The following is a 16,348-nucleotide window of genomic DNA, read 5'->3' on the forward strand; positions in this document are numbered from 1 at the left end:
CCCGGAAACTCAACCGGCCCAGGTGACTTGTGTGATCACGATGACTTCTGCCCGCTCAAGCGGAAGAAAGGCCAGGAGGCCGAACCCTCCGAAGAAGTCCAGCAGCCGCAAGCTGCCCGGTCTCGGCCCCCTCCCGGCCTCCAGCGCATCCCTTCCCAGAGCAGCCAGTTGCCGCGCCAGTCGTTCTACTTCGGCCACCACCTCTTCGGGCAGCCCGCCCACAACGTGTTCGGCATCTGGGTCATAGGCCCAGGGCCACGCGTCGCTCACTGGGCCGTCTTCACCTCATGTTCTGCGGCATCCAAGATGGCTCGGATCTCGGCCAAGGCTGGGCGTGCGGCGTCGAGGCTGGGTGCGTACTGCGCGGCATCCTCCATCTCGCGCAGCCGCGCGGCACGCGTTGGGTGGCGTTGGATCGCGATGGTCATGCCCCAGTAGAGGAGGAACGTGCGTAGCGGCGCGATGCTGCTCTGAGCGGCGGCGTTCTCCGCGGCTTCCGCCAAGTGATCGTTGAATCTGGGTAGATCAGCGGGGATGATCTGTGACACCGCCCGTCGCAGGGCTGTGGGCGTCAGGGCTGGCATGGGAATGAGCGGCCCCTCGGGGGGCGTGTGCTGTGCGGACATGGCCTCTCCTCGGGGTGGGGTTTTTCACCGTAGCGCGGCCGTACGGGCGTCCAGACGCATCGCGCGCATTTTCATACCTTCGTGCGACCTCGTGCCGCGCCAGTACATGTGCGAATCAGTACCCTGCCCGAATGCCACCCAGTGAGCGCATCACGAAGGCCATCGAAGTCCAAGCCGTCGGCGATGCCGCGGCCCGTGTGAACGCATGGCAGCGAAGTCAGGGGGCCGAGACGGTCGACGACCTCAACGCCATGGCTTGGGAGAACGTCGACGCCATTGAACCTTCAGCGTTGAGTAACCCGCCGCCCCGTCCCGAACCCCGCCGCCAGCGGCATCCGCAAGCCCAGCGGCGGTGGAGCCGCCAGTGCGTCGACCACCGGGCGGGACAGCGCCCGGTCGCAGAGTGTGCCGAGGGCGAAGTCGGCGGTCAGGGCCAGGACTTCGGGGCGGTGCTGGTGCAGGCGGTGGCCGTCGGAGTGGACCTCGAAGCGGCAGATGTTGGGGTTGACCTTCTTGACGCGCTCCGCGAGGCGGTAGGACAACTCCGGGTCGGACGCGGTGTCGTTGGTGCCGTGCACCATCAGCACGTGGCGCCCGGCGAGGTGTTTCACCGGATCGGGTTCCTGCCCGGCCGGTAGCCAAGGGGCGATCGCGGCAACGGAGTTGACGGCCGGGTGGCCGCCCGCCCGTAGTGCGGCGCGGGCGCCCACGTCGATGCCGACCAGGCACAGCGGTACGTCCCCGTACCGCCGCACGATCTCCTCCGCCGCCCACGCGGCATCCTCCGCGGGATGCGCGTGGTTGCCGTTCCAGCCGCGGAAGCGGTAGTGCACCACGTGCGCCACCAGCCCGTCGGAGCGCCCGGCCCGTACCAGCGCACGGGCCAGCGGCCAGGCCGTCGCGGCCGACAGGGCGGAACCGCGCCGGTTGCTCACCGCACGGCCCGCGGGCAGCACCAGCACCACGGCGCGCACCGCGGTACCGGCGACCGCGCCCATGGCCCGTCCCAGCCGGGCGCTGCGCGCCGCCGCGGCCAGCGGCGCCACGCCTTTTCGGGGGGTGGCCCCCGTACCACCGAGGGATTGCGAAGCCATGGCAGAACCTTGGCAGACCTGGCGGTGTGGTCCACCTGGCCGGTAGGTCAATGTTCGGTATCGGAATCCCTCAAACCGGCTTTCTACGCGCGTAGGCGCTAGCATCAGCCAATGGAGAAGACAAGCCAGCTCACGAACCAGCTGGAGCAGACCCTCGGAGCCGCCGCGTCCGCGACGCCGGACCGGATCCGCCGGGCCCCCAAGGTGCTGCTCCACGACCACCTCGACGGTGGTCTGCGTCCCCAGACGATCATCGAACTCGCCGAGGCCATCGGCTACGAGAACCTGCCCGAGACCGACCCCGAGCGGCTCGCCGTCTGGTTCCGGGACGCCGCCGACTCGCCCGCCAAGGAGGGCGGCGCCGGTCTGGTGCGCTACCTGGAGACGTTCACCCACACCTGCGCCGTGATGCAGACCCGCGACGCGCTGTTCCGGGTGGCCGCCGAGTGCGCCGAGGACCTGGCCGCCGACGGCGTGGTCTACGCCGAGATCCGCTACGCCCCCGAGCAGCACCTGGAGGCCGGGCTCACCCTTGAGCAGGTCGTGGAGGCGGTCAACGAGGGCTTCCGGGAGGGTGAGCGCCGCGCTCTGGCCAACGGGCACCGCATCCGCGTCGGCGCCCTGCTCACCGCCATGCGGCACGCCGCCCGCTCGCAGGAGATCGCCGAACTCGCCAACCGCTACCGGGACATGGGCGTCGTCGGCTTCGACATCGCGGGCGCCGAGGCGGGCTTCCCGCCCACCCGGCACCTGGACGCCTTCGAGTTCCTCAAGCGGGAGAACAACCACTTCACCATCCACGCCGGTGAGGCCTTCGGCCTGCCGTCGATCTGGCAGGCGATCCAGTGGTGCGGCGCCGACCGGCTCGGCCACGGCGTGCGGCTGATCGACGACATCCACGTCTCCCAGGACGGCTCGGTCAAGCTGGGCCGACTCGCCTCGTACGTACGGGACAAGCGGATCCCGCTGGAGATGTGCCCGACCTCCAACCTGCAGACCGGCGCGGCGGACAGCTACCACGAGCACCCCATCGGCCTGCTGCGGCGGCTGCACTTCCGGGTGACCGTCAACACCGACAACCGGTTGATGAGCGGTACGACGCTGAGCGACGAGTTCCAGCACCTGGTGGACGCGTTCGGCTACACGCTCGACGACCTGCTGTGGTTCACCGTCAATGCGATGAAGTCCGCGTTCATTCCTTTCGATGAACGTCTGGCCATGATCAACGACGTGATCAAGCCCGGCTACGCCGAGTTGAAGGCCGAGTGGCTGTTCCGTCCGGCGACCGCGCAACCCCCGCTGGCCAGCGGTTCTACCGCCGAGCAGGGCTGACCTCAGGTCGCGGAAACGCCTCTGGGGCCGCGCGGTCACGGTGCTACGCGCGGCCCGGTCGCCCTGTTTGCAACCGGTGGCTGGGCGTCACTACGGTACTGCGAACAGTGATCGCCTCATGACCCGGCGTGGTCACTGCTGCCGTCGGGCCGCCACAAGCCACCAGAGGATTGAAACGATGAAGAACGGAACCATCAGGACCCTCGGTGCCGCAGCGCTCGGTGTGGCCTTCGCCGCCGCCGCTGCGGGCTCCGCGAACGCCGCGGAGGCCGCCACCCCGTCGGCGCTCCCGGCCGCCAACCCGGCCGCCGTGCTGGACGGCGTGACTGGGAAGCTCCCGGTCGAGAAGGTCGCCGGGCTGCTGCCCGGCGCGAGCACCGTGACCCAGTCGGCCCAGGGCGTGCTGCGGAACGTGAGCGGTCCGGACGGCAACGGTCTGCTCGGCGGCCTGCAGCCGGGCACCCTGCCCGTCGGCTCGGTCACCGACGCGGTGGGCGCCGTAGGCCACTGACGCCCTTCCTCCTTCGGGCGTCTGACCAGAGCGGGCCGTGTTCTACCCCCGGGACACGGCCCGTTCGCACGCCCGGCGCCGGTCAGCGGGTGGCGCCGAGCCCGGACATCGCGGGCGTCCTGGCCTGCGGCTCGCGGTCCGGCCGGGGCTCGTGCCGCCGGTGGCCGCGTCTGCGCAGCGCCCGCCGGGCTGCGGGAACCACCAGCAGATGGGCCAGCGCCACCCCGGTGGTGTTGAGCAACAGCGCGTCGACGTCCAGCAGTTGACCGGCCATCCAGGTGCGCACCGCCTCGACGCCCAACGACAGCATCAGCCCGGTGAAGACGGTACGGGCGAAGGAGACCACCGGCGGTACGTCCAACCGCCCACCGGCCAGCGGCAACAGCACGCCGAGCGGCGCGAGCAGCAGCAAACCGCCGCCGATGCTGCGCACCGCCGCCACCGGGCCGAGCGCCAGGTCGGCGCGAATGGTGTGCAATGGAGTGAAGTTGCCCGCCGCCATCCAGGTCGCCGGCGACGGCCGCAGGGCGAGCCAGTAGACCACCGCCAGATACACCACGGTCAGGACCGCGCCCGCAGGCCGCGCCCAGGTAAGGGTCAGCGGCCGCCGCTCATCTCGCTGCACGCCGTCAATGACGCACGGTGACCTGCGGCGGTTCCTTGGTCCCGCCGGACGAGACCTACGTCATGTCCGACTCGGGCCGTCAGGCCCTGGTGCCCTCGGTCGATCCGGCGTCCGGCCGGGTGCGCAGCGCGTCGTCACAGCGGTAGCGCAGCGGTGGGACGCCGCGGTCCGGGCCGCCCAGCACCACCGAGCGGTCGGCGGCGCCCGCCGCGGTCCCGGCGAAGGTGCACACCAACTGGCCCACCGCGTAGGAGGGCAGGTCGTCGGGGTCCTGGTTCAGCCGCAGCGTCTCCGCCGGATCCCCGGGGAACGGCCCGTTCACGCTCAGCCCGCCCGGCACCTCGGAGGCGAAGCCGCCCCTCTCCTCGGCCTGGTCGGGCTTGCGCAGCAACTCGGCCAGCAGCGTACGGGCGGTGGCCAGCCGGTCGGAGTGCCGGTCGGGGACGACGCGCCGCACCGGTGAGACCCGCTGGCTGCACACCAGGTACACGTCCACGGTCACCGTGCCCCGCGCCGTGCTCGACGCGGTACGCGGCTGGTCGCAGGAGACCCGGGTCGGCGCCGCCCCCGCGTCCACCGGTACCGAGGTGGCGCGGATCCCGCACCCCGCCGTACCGAGGGCCAGCGCCAGCACAACCCCCGCGCCCAGCAGCCGCCTTGGCGACGTCAACTCCGCCCCTCCTCGGGCTCGTTCGGCGCACCGTGGTCGCACGGGTCGCCGGAGTCATGGTGTTCGGCGGGCGGGATCGGCAGCCGCAGCGTGAACACCGCGCCGCCCTCGGGCCGGTTGGCGGCGGTGATGGTGCCGCCGTGGATGTGCGCGTTCTCCATGGCGATGGACAGACCGAGCCCGCTGCCCTCGGAACGCGCCCGCGAGGCGTCCGCCTTGTAGAAGCGGTCGAAGACATGCGGCAGGACGTCCTCCGGAATGCCCGGCCCGTTGTCCGCCACCTCGACCACCAGCTCCGCGCCCGCCCCTGGCCCGCCGCCACCGGCAACGGAGGCGCTACGCGCCGCGGCGTGGCCCTCCCGTCGCCCGCCACCGCCCTCAACGGAGGCGCTCCGCGCCGCTGCGCCGCCCTCCCGTCGCCCGCCACCGCCCTCAACGGAGGCGCTCCGCGCCGCGGCGTGGTCTTCGGTGCGCACCGTCACCCGCACCGGAGAGCCGCCGTGCTTCAGGGCGTTGCCGATCAGGTTGGCCAGGATGACGTCCAGCCGCCGGGGGTCGAGCCGGACCACGATGCCGCGTGGCGCGTCCAGTTCGACCGCGTCCAGCCAGGCGCGGGTGTCGATGCAGGCGGTCACCATGTCGGCGACGTCCACCTCGTCGGCGCGCAGCTTGGCGGTGCCCGCGTCGAACCGGGTGACCTCCATCAGGTTCTCCACCAGGTCGCCGAGCCGCCGGGTCTCGGTGACCACGAGGCGTACCGCCGGTTCGATCATCGGGTCGAGGGCGTCGGCCTCTTCCTCAAGCACCTCCGTGACGGCGGTGATCGCGGTCAGCGGGGTGCGCAGCTCGTGTGACATGTCGGCGACGAACCTGCGGGACGCCTCCTCCCGGTCGCTCAACTCCTCGACCCGGCGCTGCAACGCCTCGGCCGCGCTGTTGAACGTCCTTGACAGCTCGGCCAGTTCGTCTGTTCCGGAGACCCGCAGCCGGGTGTCCAGGTGCCCCTCGCCGAGCCTGCGCGCCGCGTCGCCGAGCCGCTGCACCGGTCGCAGCACGGTGGAGGCGGCGGCCTGGGCGAGCAGCGCGGCGCCGATCAGGGCCAGCAGGGTGGCGATGCCCAGCGACCAGGCCAGCGAGTTGAGGTCGGAACGCTCCGCGTCCAGCGACTTGTACATGTAGCCGGTCGGGCCGTTGCCCATCATCTTCGCGCCGCCGACCAGGAACGGCCGCCCGCCGGGCGCGGTGCGCTGCCAGTACAGGTGGTACGCGGCCTCATTGCCGTCCTTGAGCGGGCGGGGCTTGTTCACCGCCTTCTGCAGCGCGGCCGGTACCTGGTCGAGGGTGAACACGTCCCGGTCGGAGGTGGCCGCGCACTCGTTGCCGTTGCCGTCCTTGGCGATCAGCAGAACCTGGTAGTTCTGCGTGCTCGCCGCCATCCGGTTGGCGGCCTCCTGCAACTCGTCGCACGGCGGATTCACCGGCAGTGAGCCGACGTTGCGGGTCATCGACGCGCGGAAGTCGTTGAGCGCCGCGTTCTGCGCACGGGTGAGCACCGCGTCGCGGTTCAGCCAGTACGCGATGCCGGACACCGACACCGCGGCGGTCAGCGCGACCGCCGCGAACACCGCCACCAGCCGCAGCCGCAGGCTGCCGAACCGCAGCCGGGACAAGGCGGCCCTGAACCTCACCGCGGCCTCGCTATCGCCCGTACGCCCGTTGTCACTGCGGCGGGTCCAACCGGTAGCCGACACCGCGCACGGTACGGATCAGCTTCGGGGAGGACGGCACGTCCTCGACCTTGGCCCGCAGCCGCTGGACGCACGCGTCCACCAGCCGGGAGTCACCCAGGTAGTCGTGCTCCCACACCAGCCGCAGCAGTTGCTGCCGGGACAACGCCTGGCCCGGGCGGCGGCTCAGCTCCAGCAGCAGCCGCAGCTCGGTCGGGGTCAGTTGGAGGTCGTTGCCGTCCTTGGTCACCGTCATCGCCGACCGGTCGATCACGATCGAGCCGAAGGACGCCGAGTCCGTGCTGTCCCGCTCACCGCGCCGCAGCACCGCGCGGATCCGGGCGTCGAGCACCCGCGGCTGGATCGGCTTGACCACGTAGTCGTCGGCGCCCGACTCGAGGCCGACCACCACGTCGATGTCGTCGCTGCGCGCGGTGAGCAGGATGATCGGCAACTGGTCGGTGCGGCGGATCCGACGGCACACCTCGAACCCGTCGATGCCCGGCAGCATCACGTCCAGCACGATCAGGTCGGGACGCTGCTCGCGCAGCCGCTCCAGACCCTCCTCGCCGGTCGCGGCGGCCACCACGCGGTGGCCCTGCCGGGACAGGGCAAGTTCGAGGCCCGTACGGATGGCGTCGTCGTCCTCGATAAGCAACAGGAAGGGCACGCAGGCCATTGTGGCGTACCGCGGGGTGTCACCGCGTACACCCCAGGGGGCGAAGCACCGTCGCGCGGCCCTGTGACAGGGCTGTGACACTCGACGGACAGCCTCATGAAAGTGGTCCGCCAGAGTTGTGTGCACCGGCGGGAAACCTCGCCGGTGACTACCACGAAATCCAGATCTGACCGGTTCCACTCACGGGGGCACGAGATGAGCGCAATGCACACCACCACCTCCGCCGCGATCGTGCGGCAGCGTCCGCACACCGCCCAGTGGAACAACGAGGGACTGTCCGGTGCCGCAAGCGGGCGGGGGTGCGCACGCGGCACCGGACGCACCTCGGTCGGCTCGACGGCGGTGCGCCACCGGGCGCCCTACCTGAGCGCGATCGACGGCGGCGCCGCGGGGGTTGCCGCCAACACCGGGTACGGGGAGGCGGCCAGCGCGCGCAAGGCGGCCAGTGAGGCGGACTTCACCGCCTACGTCGCCGAGCGCCGCGCCTCCCTGTACGCGACCGCCTACCACCTGACCGGTGACCGGCACGAGGCGGAGGACCTGCTGCAGAGCGCGCTGTTCTCCACCTACCGTGCCTGGGACCGGATCAGCGACAAGGCGGCGCTCGGCGGCTACCTGCGCCGCACCATGACCAACCTGCACATCAGCGCCTGGCGGCGGCGCAAGCTCAACGAGTACCCGACCGAGGAACTCCCCGAGACCGCCGGTGAGTCCGACGCGATGCGCGGCACCGAACTGCGCGCCGTGCTGTGGCAGGCGCTCGCCAAGCTGCCGGAGCAGCAGCGCACGATGCTCGTGCTGCGCTACTACGAGGGCCGCACCGACCCGGAGATCGCCGAGATCCTCGGCATCAGCGTCGGCACCGTCAAGAGCAGCATCTGGCGCTCGCTGCGCCGCCTGCGCGACGACGAGGTGCTGGCCCAGGGCCGCGACGAGGCGGAGGCGTTCGACGAACTCGTCGCCTGAGACGGGTCGCCTGGGACAGGGGGAAACGGGGGAACGGGGGCCGTAGGGGCGGGACCACAGGGTCCCGCCCCTACGGGGTTATGCCCGTACGGGCTGCGGCGCGGCGGCCGCCACGATCCGTTCGAGCGCTTCGCGCTGCCCCAACGGCGCCGCCCCCAGGGCGACTTGTCCGGCGACGATCTCGCGCTCCCGCCGCATCAGCCGCCATCCCCTGCGGAGCAGGAACGGAACCGACTTGCGGCCCTCGCGCAGGTCCCGCCGGAACCGCCGCCAGGCGGTGACCGCCGGACGCCCGCGCAGACAGACGGCGTCAGCCAGCACTCCGGCCGCGCGGCAACGCTCGATGATCTCGGCCGCGAAGATCCCCTCGGCGACGAACACCGGCGCACCGCCCAGTTCGAACTCGGTCATGCCGACGATCGAGCTGCTGGCGATGGAGTAGACCGGCACCACCGCCGTCCCGCCGCGCACCGCCGTGACGATCGCGGCGACGGCCGCGTCCGCGTCCCAGGACCGCGGGGAGTCCCAGTCCGTAGCGCCACCGCCCGGCAGGGCGGGCAGCGTCGGGTCGTCACCCTCCTTGTAGAAGTCGTCGAGGTTGAGCACCGGAAGCCCGGTACGGGCGGCGAGCGAACTCTTTCCGGAACCTGAGGGCCCGGTCAGCAGCACGACACGGGCAGCGCCTGGGCAGGGGTCAGCGACAGTCACGGAACACCAGTGTGAGGCATACGACGCGCGCGAGCGCTGGTGGACCATGCGTAACGAACAAACTACGATGAGTGGTTGCAGGTTTGTGTGCCAACGCCCTTTGACGTCCGGTAAGTCAGGTAGGTCGCCATGTCGTTCCGTATCCCCGCAGGCCGCGCGCTGCTTCGTACCGCGGTCGCCCTGTCCACCGCAGCGGGCGCGCTGGCGGCCAGCGCGGGCGCCGCCTCGGCCCGCAGCGAACTGCACCTGCCGGGCGGCGGGGACGTGGTGAGCGGCACGTTGCAGGGCCTGGACAGCTCGGTGGGCCCGGTCAAGCGCCTCCAGCTGTACCCGCTGGCGAAGACCACCGTCGACCCGCTGACCAACACCGTCGGCACCCAGATCGCCGACTTCAAGCCGATCACCACCAGGCCGCTGACCAGGCCGCTGTCCGACGGCGACTCGCTGTCCGAACTCCCGTTGGTCGGCCCCCTGACCAAAATCCTGCCGGGGGGCTGACCGCGAACGGCCAACCCCCCGGCAGGATCACGAAGGTCACACCCCGATCGGATGCCAGACGGTCTTGGTCTCAAGGAACGCCAGCAGCCGGTCGGTGCCGGGCTCGGCCGACCAGTCCTCGTCACGCGGCCGCAGCACCCGCTTGAGGTTCTCCGCGGCGGCCGTCTCCAACGCCGTCGCCAACTCCGCGTCCGCGCCGGTCAGATCGATCGCGTTGACATCGCTGTGCGCGGCCAGGTGCGGGCCGATCTCGGCCGCCTTGCCGGACAGCACGTTGACCACGCCACCGGGCAGGTCCGAGGTGGCCAGCACCTCGCCCAGCGACAGCGCGGGCAGCGGGGACTTCTGCGAGGTCACCACCACGGCCGTGTTACCGGTGGCGATCACCGGGGCCAGCACCGAGACCAGCCCGAGGAACGAGGAGTCCTGCGGCGCCAACACGGCCACCACACCGGTCGGTTCGGTGGTGGACAGGTTGAAGTACGGCCCGGCGACCGGGTTCGCGGCGCCCGCGATCTGGCCGATCTTGTCCGTCCAGCCCGCGTACCAGACCCAGCGGTCGACCGCCGCGTCCACCACGGCCGCCGCCTTGGACTTGGACAGCCCCTCGCCCTCGGCCACCTCGCGGACGAACTGCTCGCGGCGGCCCTCCAGCATCTCGGCGATCCGGTACAGGATCTGACCGCGGTTGTACGCGGTCGCCCCCGACCAGCCGCCGAACGCCTTGCGCGCGGCCACCACCGCGTCCCGCGCGTCCTTGCGGGACGCCAGCGGAGCGTTGGCCAGCCAGTTGCCCTTAGCGTCCGTCACCTCGTACACCCGCCCGCTCTCGGACCGGGGGAACTTGCCCCCGACGAACAGCTTGTAGGTCTTGAGGACGCCCAACCTTGACTCAGACATTGAGGTACGCCTCCAGACCGTGACGGCCGCCCTCGCGACCGAAGCCCGACTCCTTGTAGCCGCCGAACGGCGAGGTCGGGTCGAACTTGTTGAACGTGTTGGCCCACACCACGCCCGCGCGCAGCTTGTCGGCCATCCACAGGATGCGCGAGCCCTTCTCCGTCCAGATGCCCGCCGACAACCCGTACGGGGTGTTGTTGGCCTTCTCCACCGCCTCCGCCGGAGTACGGAAGGTCAGCACCGACAGCACCGGGCCGAAGATCTCCTCGCGGGCGATCCGGTGCGCCTGGCTGACGCCGGTGAACAGCGTCGGCGCGAACCAGTAACCGGTGGACGGCAGTTCACAGGCGGGCGCCCAGCGCTGCGCGCCCTCGGCCTCGCCGCTGTCCGCCAGCGACTTGATACGGGCCAGCTGCTCGGCGGAGTTGATCGCGCCGATGTCGGTGTTCTTGTCCAGCGGATCACCGACCCGCAACGTCGACATGCGCCGCTTGAGCGCCTCCAACAGCTCGTCCTGGACGGACTCCTGGACCAGCAGCCGGGAACCGGCGCAGCACACGTGGCCCTGGTTGAAGAAGATGCCGTTGACGATGCCCTCGACCGCCTGGTCGATCGGCGCGTCCTCGAAGACGATGTTCGCGGCCTTGCCGCCGAGCTCCAGCGTCAGCTTCTTGCCGGTGCCCGCGACGGTACGGGCGATCGCCTTGCCGACCTCCGTGGAGCCGGTGAACGCCACCTTGTTGACGTCCGGGTGGGCGACCAACGCGGCGCCCGTGCTGCCGTCACCGGTGAGGATGTTGACGACGCCCTTCGGCAACCCGGCCTGGCGGCAGATGTCCGCGAAGAACAGCGCCGACAGCGGGGTGGTCTCGGCGGGCTTGAGCACCACGGTGTTGCCGCAGGCCAGCGCCGGGGCGATCTTCCACGCCAGCATCAGCAGCGGGAAGTTCCACGGGATGACCTGACCGGCCACGCCCAGCGGCTTGGGGTCCGCACCGAATCCGGCGTGGCCGAGCTTGTCGGCCCAGCCCGCGTAGTAGAAGAAGTGCGCGGCGACCAGCGGAAGATCGGCGTCCCGCGACTCGCGGATCGGCTTGCCGTTGTCCAGCGACTCCAGCACCGCCAGCTCACGCGAGCGCTCCTGGATGATCCGGGCGATCCGGAACAGGTACTTGGCGCGCTCGGAACCCGGCAGCGCCGACCACTTCTCGAACGCCTTCCGGGCGGCCCTGACCGCCGCGTCCACGTCCGACTGACCGGCCTGCGCGACCTCGGACAGCACCTCCTCGCTGGACGGCGAGACGGTCTTGAAGACCTTGCCGTCCTCCGCGGGACGGAACTCGCCGTCGATGAACAGCCCGTAGCTCGGCGCGATGTCGACAACGGAACGCGACTCGGGCGCCGGTGCGTACTCGAAAGCCATGTTGATCAGTCCACCGTCACGTAGTCGGGACCGGAGTACCGGCCGGTGCTCAGCTTCTGACGCTGCATCAGCAGGTCGTTCAGCAGGCTGGAGGCGCCGAAGCGGAACCAGTCCGGGGTCAGCCACTGTTCACCGAGGGTCTCGTTCACCATCACCAGGTACTTGATGGCGTCCTTGGTGGTGCGGATGCCGCCCGCGGGCTTCACGCCGACCTGTACGCCGGTGGCGTCCCGGAAGTCCCGTACCGCCTCCAGCATCAGCAGGGTGTTCGGCGGGGTGGCGTTGACCGCGACCTTGCCGGTGGAGGTCTTGATGAAGTCGGCGCCCGCGAGCATCGACAGCCAGGAGACCCGGCGGATGTTGTCGTACGTCGCCAACTCGCCGTTCTCGAAGATCACCTTCAGGTGCGCGGCGCTGCCGTCCGGGCGGGCGCAGGCCGCCTTGACCGCCTTGATCTCCTCGAAGACCTGCATGTAGCGGCCGGAGAGGAAGGCGCCGCGGTCGATGACCATGTCGATCTCGTCCGCGCCCGCGGCCACCGCGTCGGCGGTGTCCGCCAGCTTCACCGGCAGCGCGGCGCGCCCGGCCGGGAAGGCGGTGGCCACCGACGCCACGTGGATGCCGGAGCCGTCGAGCGCTTCCTTGGCGGTCTTCACCATGTCCGGGTAGACACAGATCGCGGCGACCTTCGGGGTCGTACGGTCGGTCGGGTCGGGGTTGACGCCCTTGGCGCACAGCGCCCGGACCTTGCCCGGGGTGTCGGCGCCTTCCAGGGTCGTCAGGTCGATCATCGAGATCGCCAGGTCGATGGCGTAGGCCTTCGCCGTGGTCTTGATCGAACGGGTGCCGAGCGTGGCGGCACGGCCTTCGAGGCCGACCGCGTCCACGCCGGGCAACCCGTGCAGGAACCGGCGCAGCGCTGCGTCGGACGCGGTGACGTCGGCCATCGACGCCAGCCGCTCCGCGGCCTGCGGGCTGTATGCGGGCGTGATGGGCCCAGGGGTCTGCATGGTCACCAGCAGAGCATATCTACGCGCGTAGCGTTTGCCTAGTCCTCTGCGCGAGCGGAACGGGGAACAAGGGCGGACGGCACACCGGCGGACCGGGCAAAGCTCACGTCAGGGAGCCGTCGGCAAAACGGCTTCCGTCATGCAGAATCATCCGCATGACAAGCGAGCAGAAGTACGCCGACCGGTCGTTCCGGTCACCGATGGGCATCGCCGGAGGAGTGCTGCTGCTCGCGATCGGTGGCTGGCTGGTCGGCGACGCCGTGGCGAACGGCACCGGCCGTACCCCGTGGGTGGCGCTGGCCGCCCTGCTGTTCGCCGCACCGCTGCTGATCGCCTTCACCATCCGCCCGGTGGTCTACGCCAGCCAAACACGGATGCTGGTGCGCAACCCGTTCCGCTCCATCACCATCCCGTGGGCCGCGGTGGAGACCGTCCGCGCCGGATACTCCAGCGAAGTCCTCGCCGGTGGGCGGAAGTTCCAGCTCTGGTCGGTCCCGGTCTCGCTGCGCGCCCGCAAGCGCGCCGCCCGCCAGGCCGCTCGGGCGACCGCCGAGGACCCCTTCGGCCGCGGCCCCCGCGCGCTGCGGCTGCGTCCCGACGCACCCTTGCGCGCGCCCGCCGACCAGGCGGTGGACGACCTGCGGGAGCTTGCGGAGCGGCACGCGTCCGATGAGGGTGCGAAGGGAGAGGTCTCCGTTCGCTGGGCGTACGAGATCATCGCGCCCGCGGCTGTGGGGGGCGTCGCCCTCGCGGTGTTGCTGGCAGCGGGCTGACCGCCCGCTCGTTCCGGTCAGCCCAAAAGTTTGGGCGGGCGGGCCGAAAAACGCCCGCCCGCCCAAACTGCGCCCTCAGATACCGGCCGCAGCCGACATGTCCTTCTTCAGCGCCGCCAGCACCTCACTCGCCGCCGCCCGGGCCGAGGGCAACGCGTCGAGCCCGGCCACCGGGACCACCGCCTCCAGGTAGCACTTCAGCTTCGGCTCGGTGCCGCTCGGTCGGACGATGACCCGCGCCGCGGAGACCGTCCCGTCGCCCGCGAGGTGGTAACGCAGACCATCGGTGGGCGGCAGCCGGTCGCTGCCCTGGCTCAGGTCCTCCGCCGAGGTGACGGCGAGACCGGCGAGTTCGGCTGGCGGCTGCTCCCGCAGCCGCCGCATCGCGTCGGCGATCAGCGTCAGATCGGCGACCCGCACCGACAACTGGTCGGTGGCGTGCAGGCCGTGCCGTACCGCCAGTTCGTCCAGCAGGTCGTTGAGGGTGCGGCCCTCCGCCTTGAGCCCGGCCGCCAGCTCGGCGACCAGCAGCGCCGCGGTGACGCCGTCCTTGTCCCGTACGCCCTCGGGGTCGACGCAGTACCCCAGCGCCTCCTCGTACCCGTACCGCAGACCCTGGACCCGGGCGATCCACTTGAAGCCGGTGAGGGTGTCCTGGTACGGCAGCCCGGCCGCCGCGGCGATCCGCGACAGCAGCGAGGACGACACGATCGAGGCCGCCATCGTGCCCTTCGCGCCCCTGCGCACCAGGTGCGCGGCGAGCAGTGCGCCCACCTCGTCACCGCGCAGCATCCGCCAGCCGCCCGCCGCGGCGGCGTCCGGTACGGCCACCGCGCAGCGGTCCGCGTCCGGGTCGTTGGCGATCACGATGTCCGGGCGTTCGGCACGGGCGTGCGCGAACGACAGGTCCATGGCCCCCGGCTCCTCCGGGTTCGGGAAGGCCACGGTCGGGAAGTCCGGATCCGGCTGCGCCTGCTGCGGCACGACGGCCGGGGCCGGGAAGCCGACCCGGGCGAACGCCGTGGTCAGCACGTCAGCGCCGACGCCGTGCATCGGCGTGTAGACGACGGAGACATCGCGCGGGCCGCCCTCGGCGACCACGGTCGCGGCGCGGTCCAGGTACGCCTCGACGATCTCGTCGTCCAGCGTCCGCCAGCCGCCGTCGGCCAGCGGCACCTCGGCCAGGGCGCCGATCGCGGCGATCTCCGCGGCGATCCCGGTGTCCGCGGGCGGCACGATCTGCGAGCCGTCACCGAGGTAGACCTTGTAACCGTTGTCCCGCGGCGGGTTGTGGCTGGCGGTCACCATCACACCGGCCGCCGCGCCCAACTCCCGGATGGCGAACGCCAGTACCGGCGTGGGCAGCGGTCGCGGCAGCAGGGCGGCACGCAGTCCGGCACCGGTCACCACGGCCGCGGTGTCCCGTGCGAAGTCGTACGACTTGTGGCGCGCGTCGTAACCGATCACCACCAGGCCGTCGGTGTGGCCCTGCGCCTTGAGGTAGGCGGCCAGGCCCGCCGCCGCACGGATCACCACGGCGCGGTTCATCCGCATCGGGCCCGCGCCCAGCTCGCCCCGGAGTCCGGCGGTGCCGAACTGGAGGGTGCCGGAGAAGCGCTCGGCGATCTGCGCCGCCGCCTCCGGCGTACCGCCGTCGATCAGCGCGGCCAGTTCGGCGCGGGTTTCCGGATCGGGGTCCTCCGCCAGCCAGGCGCGAGCCCGGGTCAGCGTGTCCATTCCCATCTGAGGTCCCATCTGCGGCTCCTTGCGGGTGAGATCAGATACGGCCGAGCACCTGGGCGAGGAGGCTGCCCATGCGGGTGGCGGACTCGCGCCCGGCCTCCAGGACCTCTTCGTGGTTGAGCGGCTCGCCGGTCATGCCCGCGGCGAGGTTGGTCACCAGCGAGATGCCCAGCACCTCGGCGCCCGCCTCACGGGCGGCGATCGCCTCCAGCGTGGTCGACATACCCACCAGGTCGCCGCCGATCGCACGGACCATGCCGATCTCGGCCGGGGTCTCGTAGTGCGGGCCGGGCAGCTGCACGTAGACGCCCTCGGTCAGCGTCGAGTCGACCTCCTTGCACAGCGTGCGCAGCCGCGGCGAGTACAGGTCGGTGAGGTCCACGAAGTTGGCGCCCACGATCGGCGAGGTGGCCGTCATGTTGATGTGGTCGCTGATCAGTACGGCTTCGCCGGGCTTGAACGTGGGGCGCAGACCACCGCAACCGTTGGTCAGCACGACGGTCTTGCAGCCCGCGGCGACGGCGGTACGCACGCCGTGCACGACGGCGGCCACGCCGCGGCCCTCGTACAGGTGGGTGCGGCCCAGGAAGACCAGGGCGCGCTTCTCGCCGATCGTTACGGAACGGATCTTGCCCGCGTGGCCAGCGACGGCCGGGGGCGGGAAGCCGGGAAGTTCTGTGACGGGGAACTCGTGGTCGGCCTCGCCGAGGGCGTCGGCGGCCGGGACCCAGCCGGATCCCATGACGAGCGCGACGTCATGGGTCTCGGCGCCGGTGAGCTCGCGCAGGCGGGTGGCGGCCTCGTTCGCGGCGGCGTAGGGGTCGGTGGGGAGATTTGCGGTTGCGTTCACGCGGAGAGGGTAGCGCGCGGATGGCTACGCGCGTAGATGCATTTCATCACGTTTCCGCTCACGCTGGCGTTTGGCGGTTCCCCCAGGGATGCGCTGGCGCTGCCAGGCTGCCCCGCCCGCCCACTCGTTTGGCGTTTCGCCTTTGGTTGCCGGGGCGCAGGGCCGTGCGGGGGTCGATTGGGGGTGCGCTGCGTGGTTTTTTACCCACCCACC

Annotated in this window: 18 protein-coding genes; 5 read left to right on the plus strand and 13 right to left on the minus strand. The window is 71.2% G+C overall.

Going from position 1 to position 16,348, the window contains the following annotated elements; all coding sequences use genetic code 11:
* Positions 1-9: 9 nt before the first annotated feature.
* The 3 genes from NON19_RS26675 to NON19_RS26685 form a co-directional block, all read right to left on the minus strand.
* A complete protein-coding gene (locus NON19_RS26675) occupies positions 10-270 on the minus strand; it encodes a hypothetical protein (protein ID WP_255931647.1) in 261 nt (86 codons plus the stop codon).
* Positions 267-626, minus strand: coding sequence for a hypothetical protein (locus NON19_RS26680; RefSeq protein ID WP_255931648.1), 360 nt, complete (start codon positions 624-626; stop codon positions 267-269). Before NON19_RS26680 ends, NON19_RS26675 begins: the two co-directional genes overlap by 4 nt.
* A gap of 284 nt (positions 627-910) precedes the next feature.
* Complete coding sequence (locus NON19_RS26685; protein ID WP_255931666.1) at positions 911-1,624, minus strand: alpha/beta hydrolase; 714 nt, start codon at positions 1,622-1,624, stop codon at positions 911-913.
* 207 nt (positions 1,625-1,831) lie between these two features.
* Between NON19_RS26685 and NON19_RS26690 the strand changes: the two genes are divergently transcribed.
* Both NON19_RS26690 and NON19_RS26695 read left to right on the plus strand, forming a co-directional pair.
* Positions 1,832-3,052: an adenosine deaminase gene (locus NON19_RS26690; protein ID WP_255931649.1), complete on the plus strand. Its 1,221-nt coding sequence runs from the start codon at positions 1,832-1,834 to the stop codon at positions 3,050-3,052.
* A gap of 178 nt (positions 3,053-3,230) precedes the next feature.
* Entirely contained in the window at positions 3,231-3,563 is a 333-nt protein-coding gene (locus NON19_RS26695) for a hypothetical protein (protein WP_255931650.1), read from the plus strand.
* Positions 3,564-3,645: 82 nt separating this feature from the next.
* Here NON19_RS26695 and NON19_RS26700 read toward each other — a convergent pair whose 3' ends face one another.
* The 4 genes from NON19_RS26700 to NON19_RS26715 all read right to left on the minus strand — a co-directional run bounded on the left by NON19_RS26700 (position 3,646) and on the right by NON19_RS26715 (position 7,255).
* Complete coding sequence (locus tag NON19_RS26700; RefSeq protein ID WP_255931652.1) at positions 3,646-4,188, minus strand: VanZ family protein; 543 nt, start codon at positions 4,186-4,188, stop codon at positions 3,646-3,648.
* A 79-nt stretch (positions 4,189-4,267) separates the two neighbouring features.
* Entirely contained in the window at positions 4,268-4,858 is a 591-nt protein-coding gene (locus NON19_RS26705; protein WP_255931653.1) for a hypothetical protein, read from the minus strand.
* Positions 4,855-6,546, minus strand: a complete 1,692-nt coding sequence (locus NON19_RS26710; protein WP_372514297.1) for an ATP-binding protein — start codon at positions 6,544-6,546, stop codon at positions 4,855-4,857. The genes NON19_RS26705 and NON19_RS26710 overlap by 4 nt, the downstream gene beginning before the upstream one ends.
* Positions 6,547-6,577: 31 nt before the next feature.
* The gene (locus NON19_RS26715) at positions 6,578-7,255 is read right to left on the minus strand and encodes a response regulator (RefSeq protein WP_255931654.1); all 678 of its coding nucleotides are present in this window, start codon (positions 7,253-7,255) and stop codon (positions 6,578-6,580) included.
* 204 nt (positions 7,256-7,459) lie between these two features.
* Here NON19_RS26715 and NON19_RS26720 point away from each other — a divergent pair, with 204 nt between their 5' ends.
* Positions 7,460-8,230: a SigE family RNA polymerase sigma factor gene (locus NON19_RS26720; RefSeq protein WP_255931655.1), complete on the plus strand. Its 771-nt coding sequence runs from the start codon at positions 7,460-7,462 to the stop codon at positions 8,228-8,230.
* Between the two features lie 78 nt (positions 8,231-8,308).
* Here NON19_RS26720 and NON19_RS26725 read toward each other — a convergent pair whose 3' ends face one another.
* The gene (locus tag NON19_RS26725) at positions 8,309-8,986 is read right to left on the minus strand and encodes an ATP-binding protein (protein ID WP_303654367.1); all 678 of its coding nucleotides are present in this window, start codon (positions 8,984-8,986) and stop codon (positions 8,309-8,311) included.
* 81 nt (positions 8,987-9,067) lie between these two features.
* Between NON19_RS26725 and NON19_RS26730 the strand changes: the two genes are divergently transcribed.
* Positions 9,068-9,436, plus strand: a complete 369-nt coding sequence (locus NON19_RS26730; RefSeq protein WP_255931657.1) for a hypothetical protein — start codon at positions 9,068-9,070, stop codon at positions 9,434-9,436.
* A gap of 36 nt (positions 9,437-9,472) precedes the next feature.
* Here NON19_RS26730 and NON19_RS26735 read toward each other — a convergent pair whose 3' ends face one another.
* From NON19_RS26735 to deoC, 3 genes are read right to left on the minus strand one after another with little or no spacing between them, the layout of a single operon-like run.
* A complete protein-coding gene (locus NON19_RS26735; protein ID WP_255931658.1) occupies positions 9,473-10,336 on the minus strand; it encodes an aldehyde dehydrogenase family protein in 864 nt (287 codons plus the stop codon).
* Positions 10,329-11,759, minus strand: coding sequence for an aldehyde dehydrogenase family protein (locus NON19_RS26740; protein WP_255931659.1), 1,431 nt, complete (start codon positions 11,757-11,759; stop codon positions 10,329-10,331). The genes NON19_RS26735 and NON19_RS26740 overlap by 8 nt, the downstream gene beginning before the upstream one ends.
* A 5-nt stretch (positions 11,760-11,764) precedes the next feature.
* On the minus strand, positions 11,765-12,769 hold the full coding sequence (gene deoC, locus NON19_RS26745) for a deoxyribose-phosphate aldolase (RefSeq protein ID WP_372514300.1): 1,005 nt from the start codon (positions 12,767-12,769) through the stop codon (positions 11,765-11,767).
* Positions 12,770-12,924: 155 nt separating this feature from the next.
* On the opposite strand from deoC, the gene NON19_RS26750 reads away from it, so the two are divergent.
* Positions 12,925-13,542, plus strand: a complete 618-nt coding sequence (locus NON19_RS26750) for a PH domain-containing protein (protein ID WP_255931660.1) — start codon at positions 12,925-12,927, stop codon at positions 13,540-13,542.
* Positions 13,543-13,617: 75 nt separating this feature from the next.
* Here the strand turns inward: NON19_RS26750 and NON19_RS26755 are convergent, their stop codons facing one another.
* Entirely contained in the window at positions 13,618-15,285 is a 1,668-nt protein-coding gene (locus tag NON19_RS26755) for a phospho-sugar mutase (protein WP_255931668.1), read from the minus strand.
* 34 nt (positions 15,286-15,319) lie between these two features.
* A complete protein-coding gene (locus NON19_RS26760) occupies positions 15,320-16,135 on the minus strand; it encodes a purine-nucleoside phosphorylase (RefSeq protein WP_255931661.1) in 816 nt (271 codons plus the stop codon).
* Between the last annotated feature and the right edge of the window lie 213 nt (positions 16,136-16,348).

It is taken from the genome of Streptantibioticus rubrisoli, from assembly GCF_024436055.1.
In the GTDB taxonomy this organism is placed as follows: Bacteria; Actinomycetota; Actinomycetes; order Streptomycetales; family Streptomycetaceae; genus Streptantibioticus_A; species Streptantibioticus_A rubrisoli.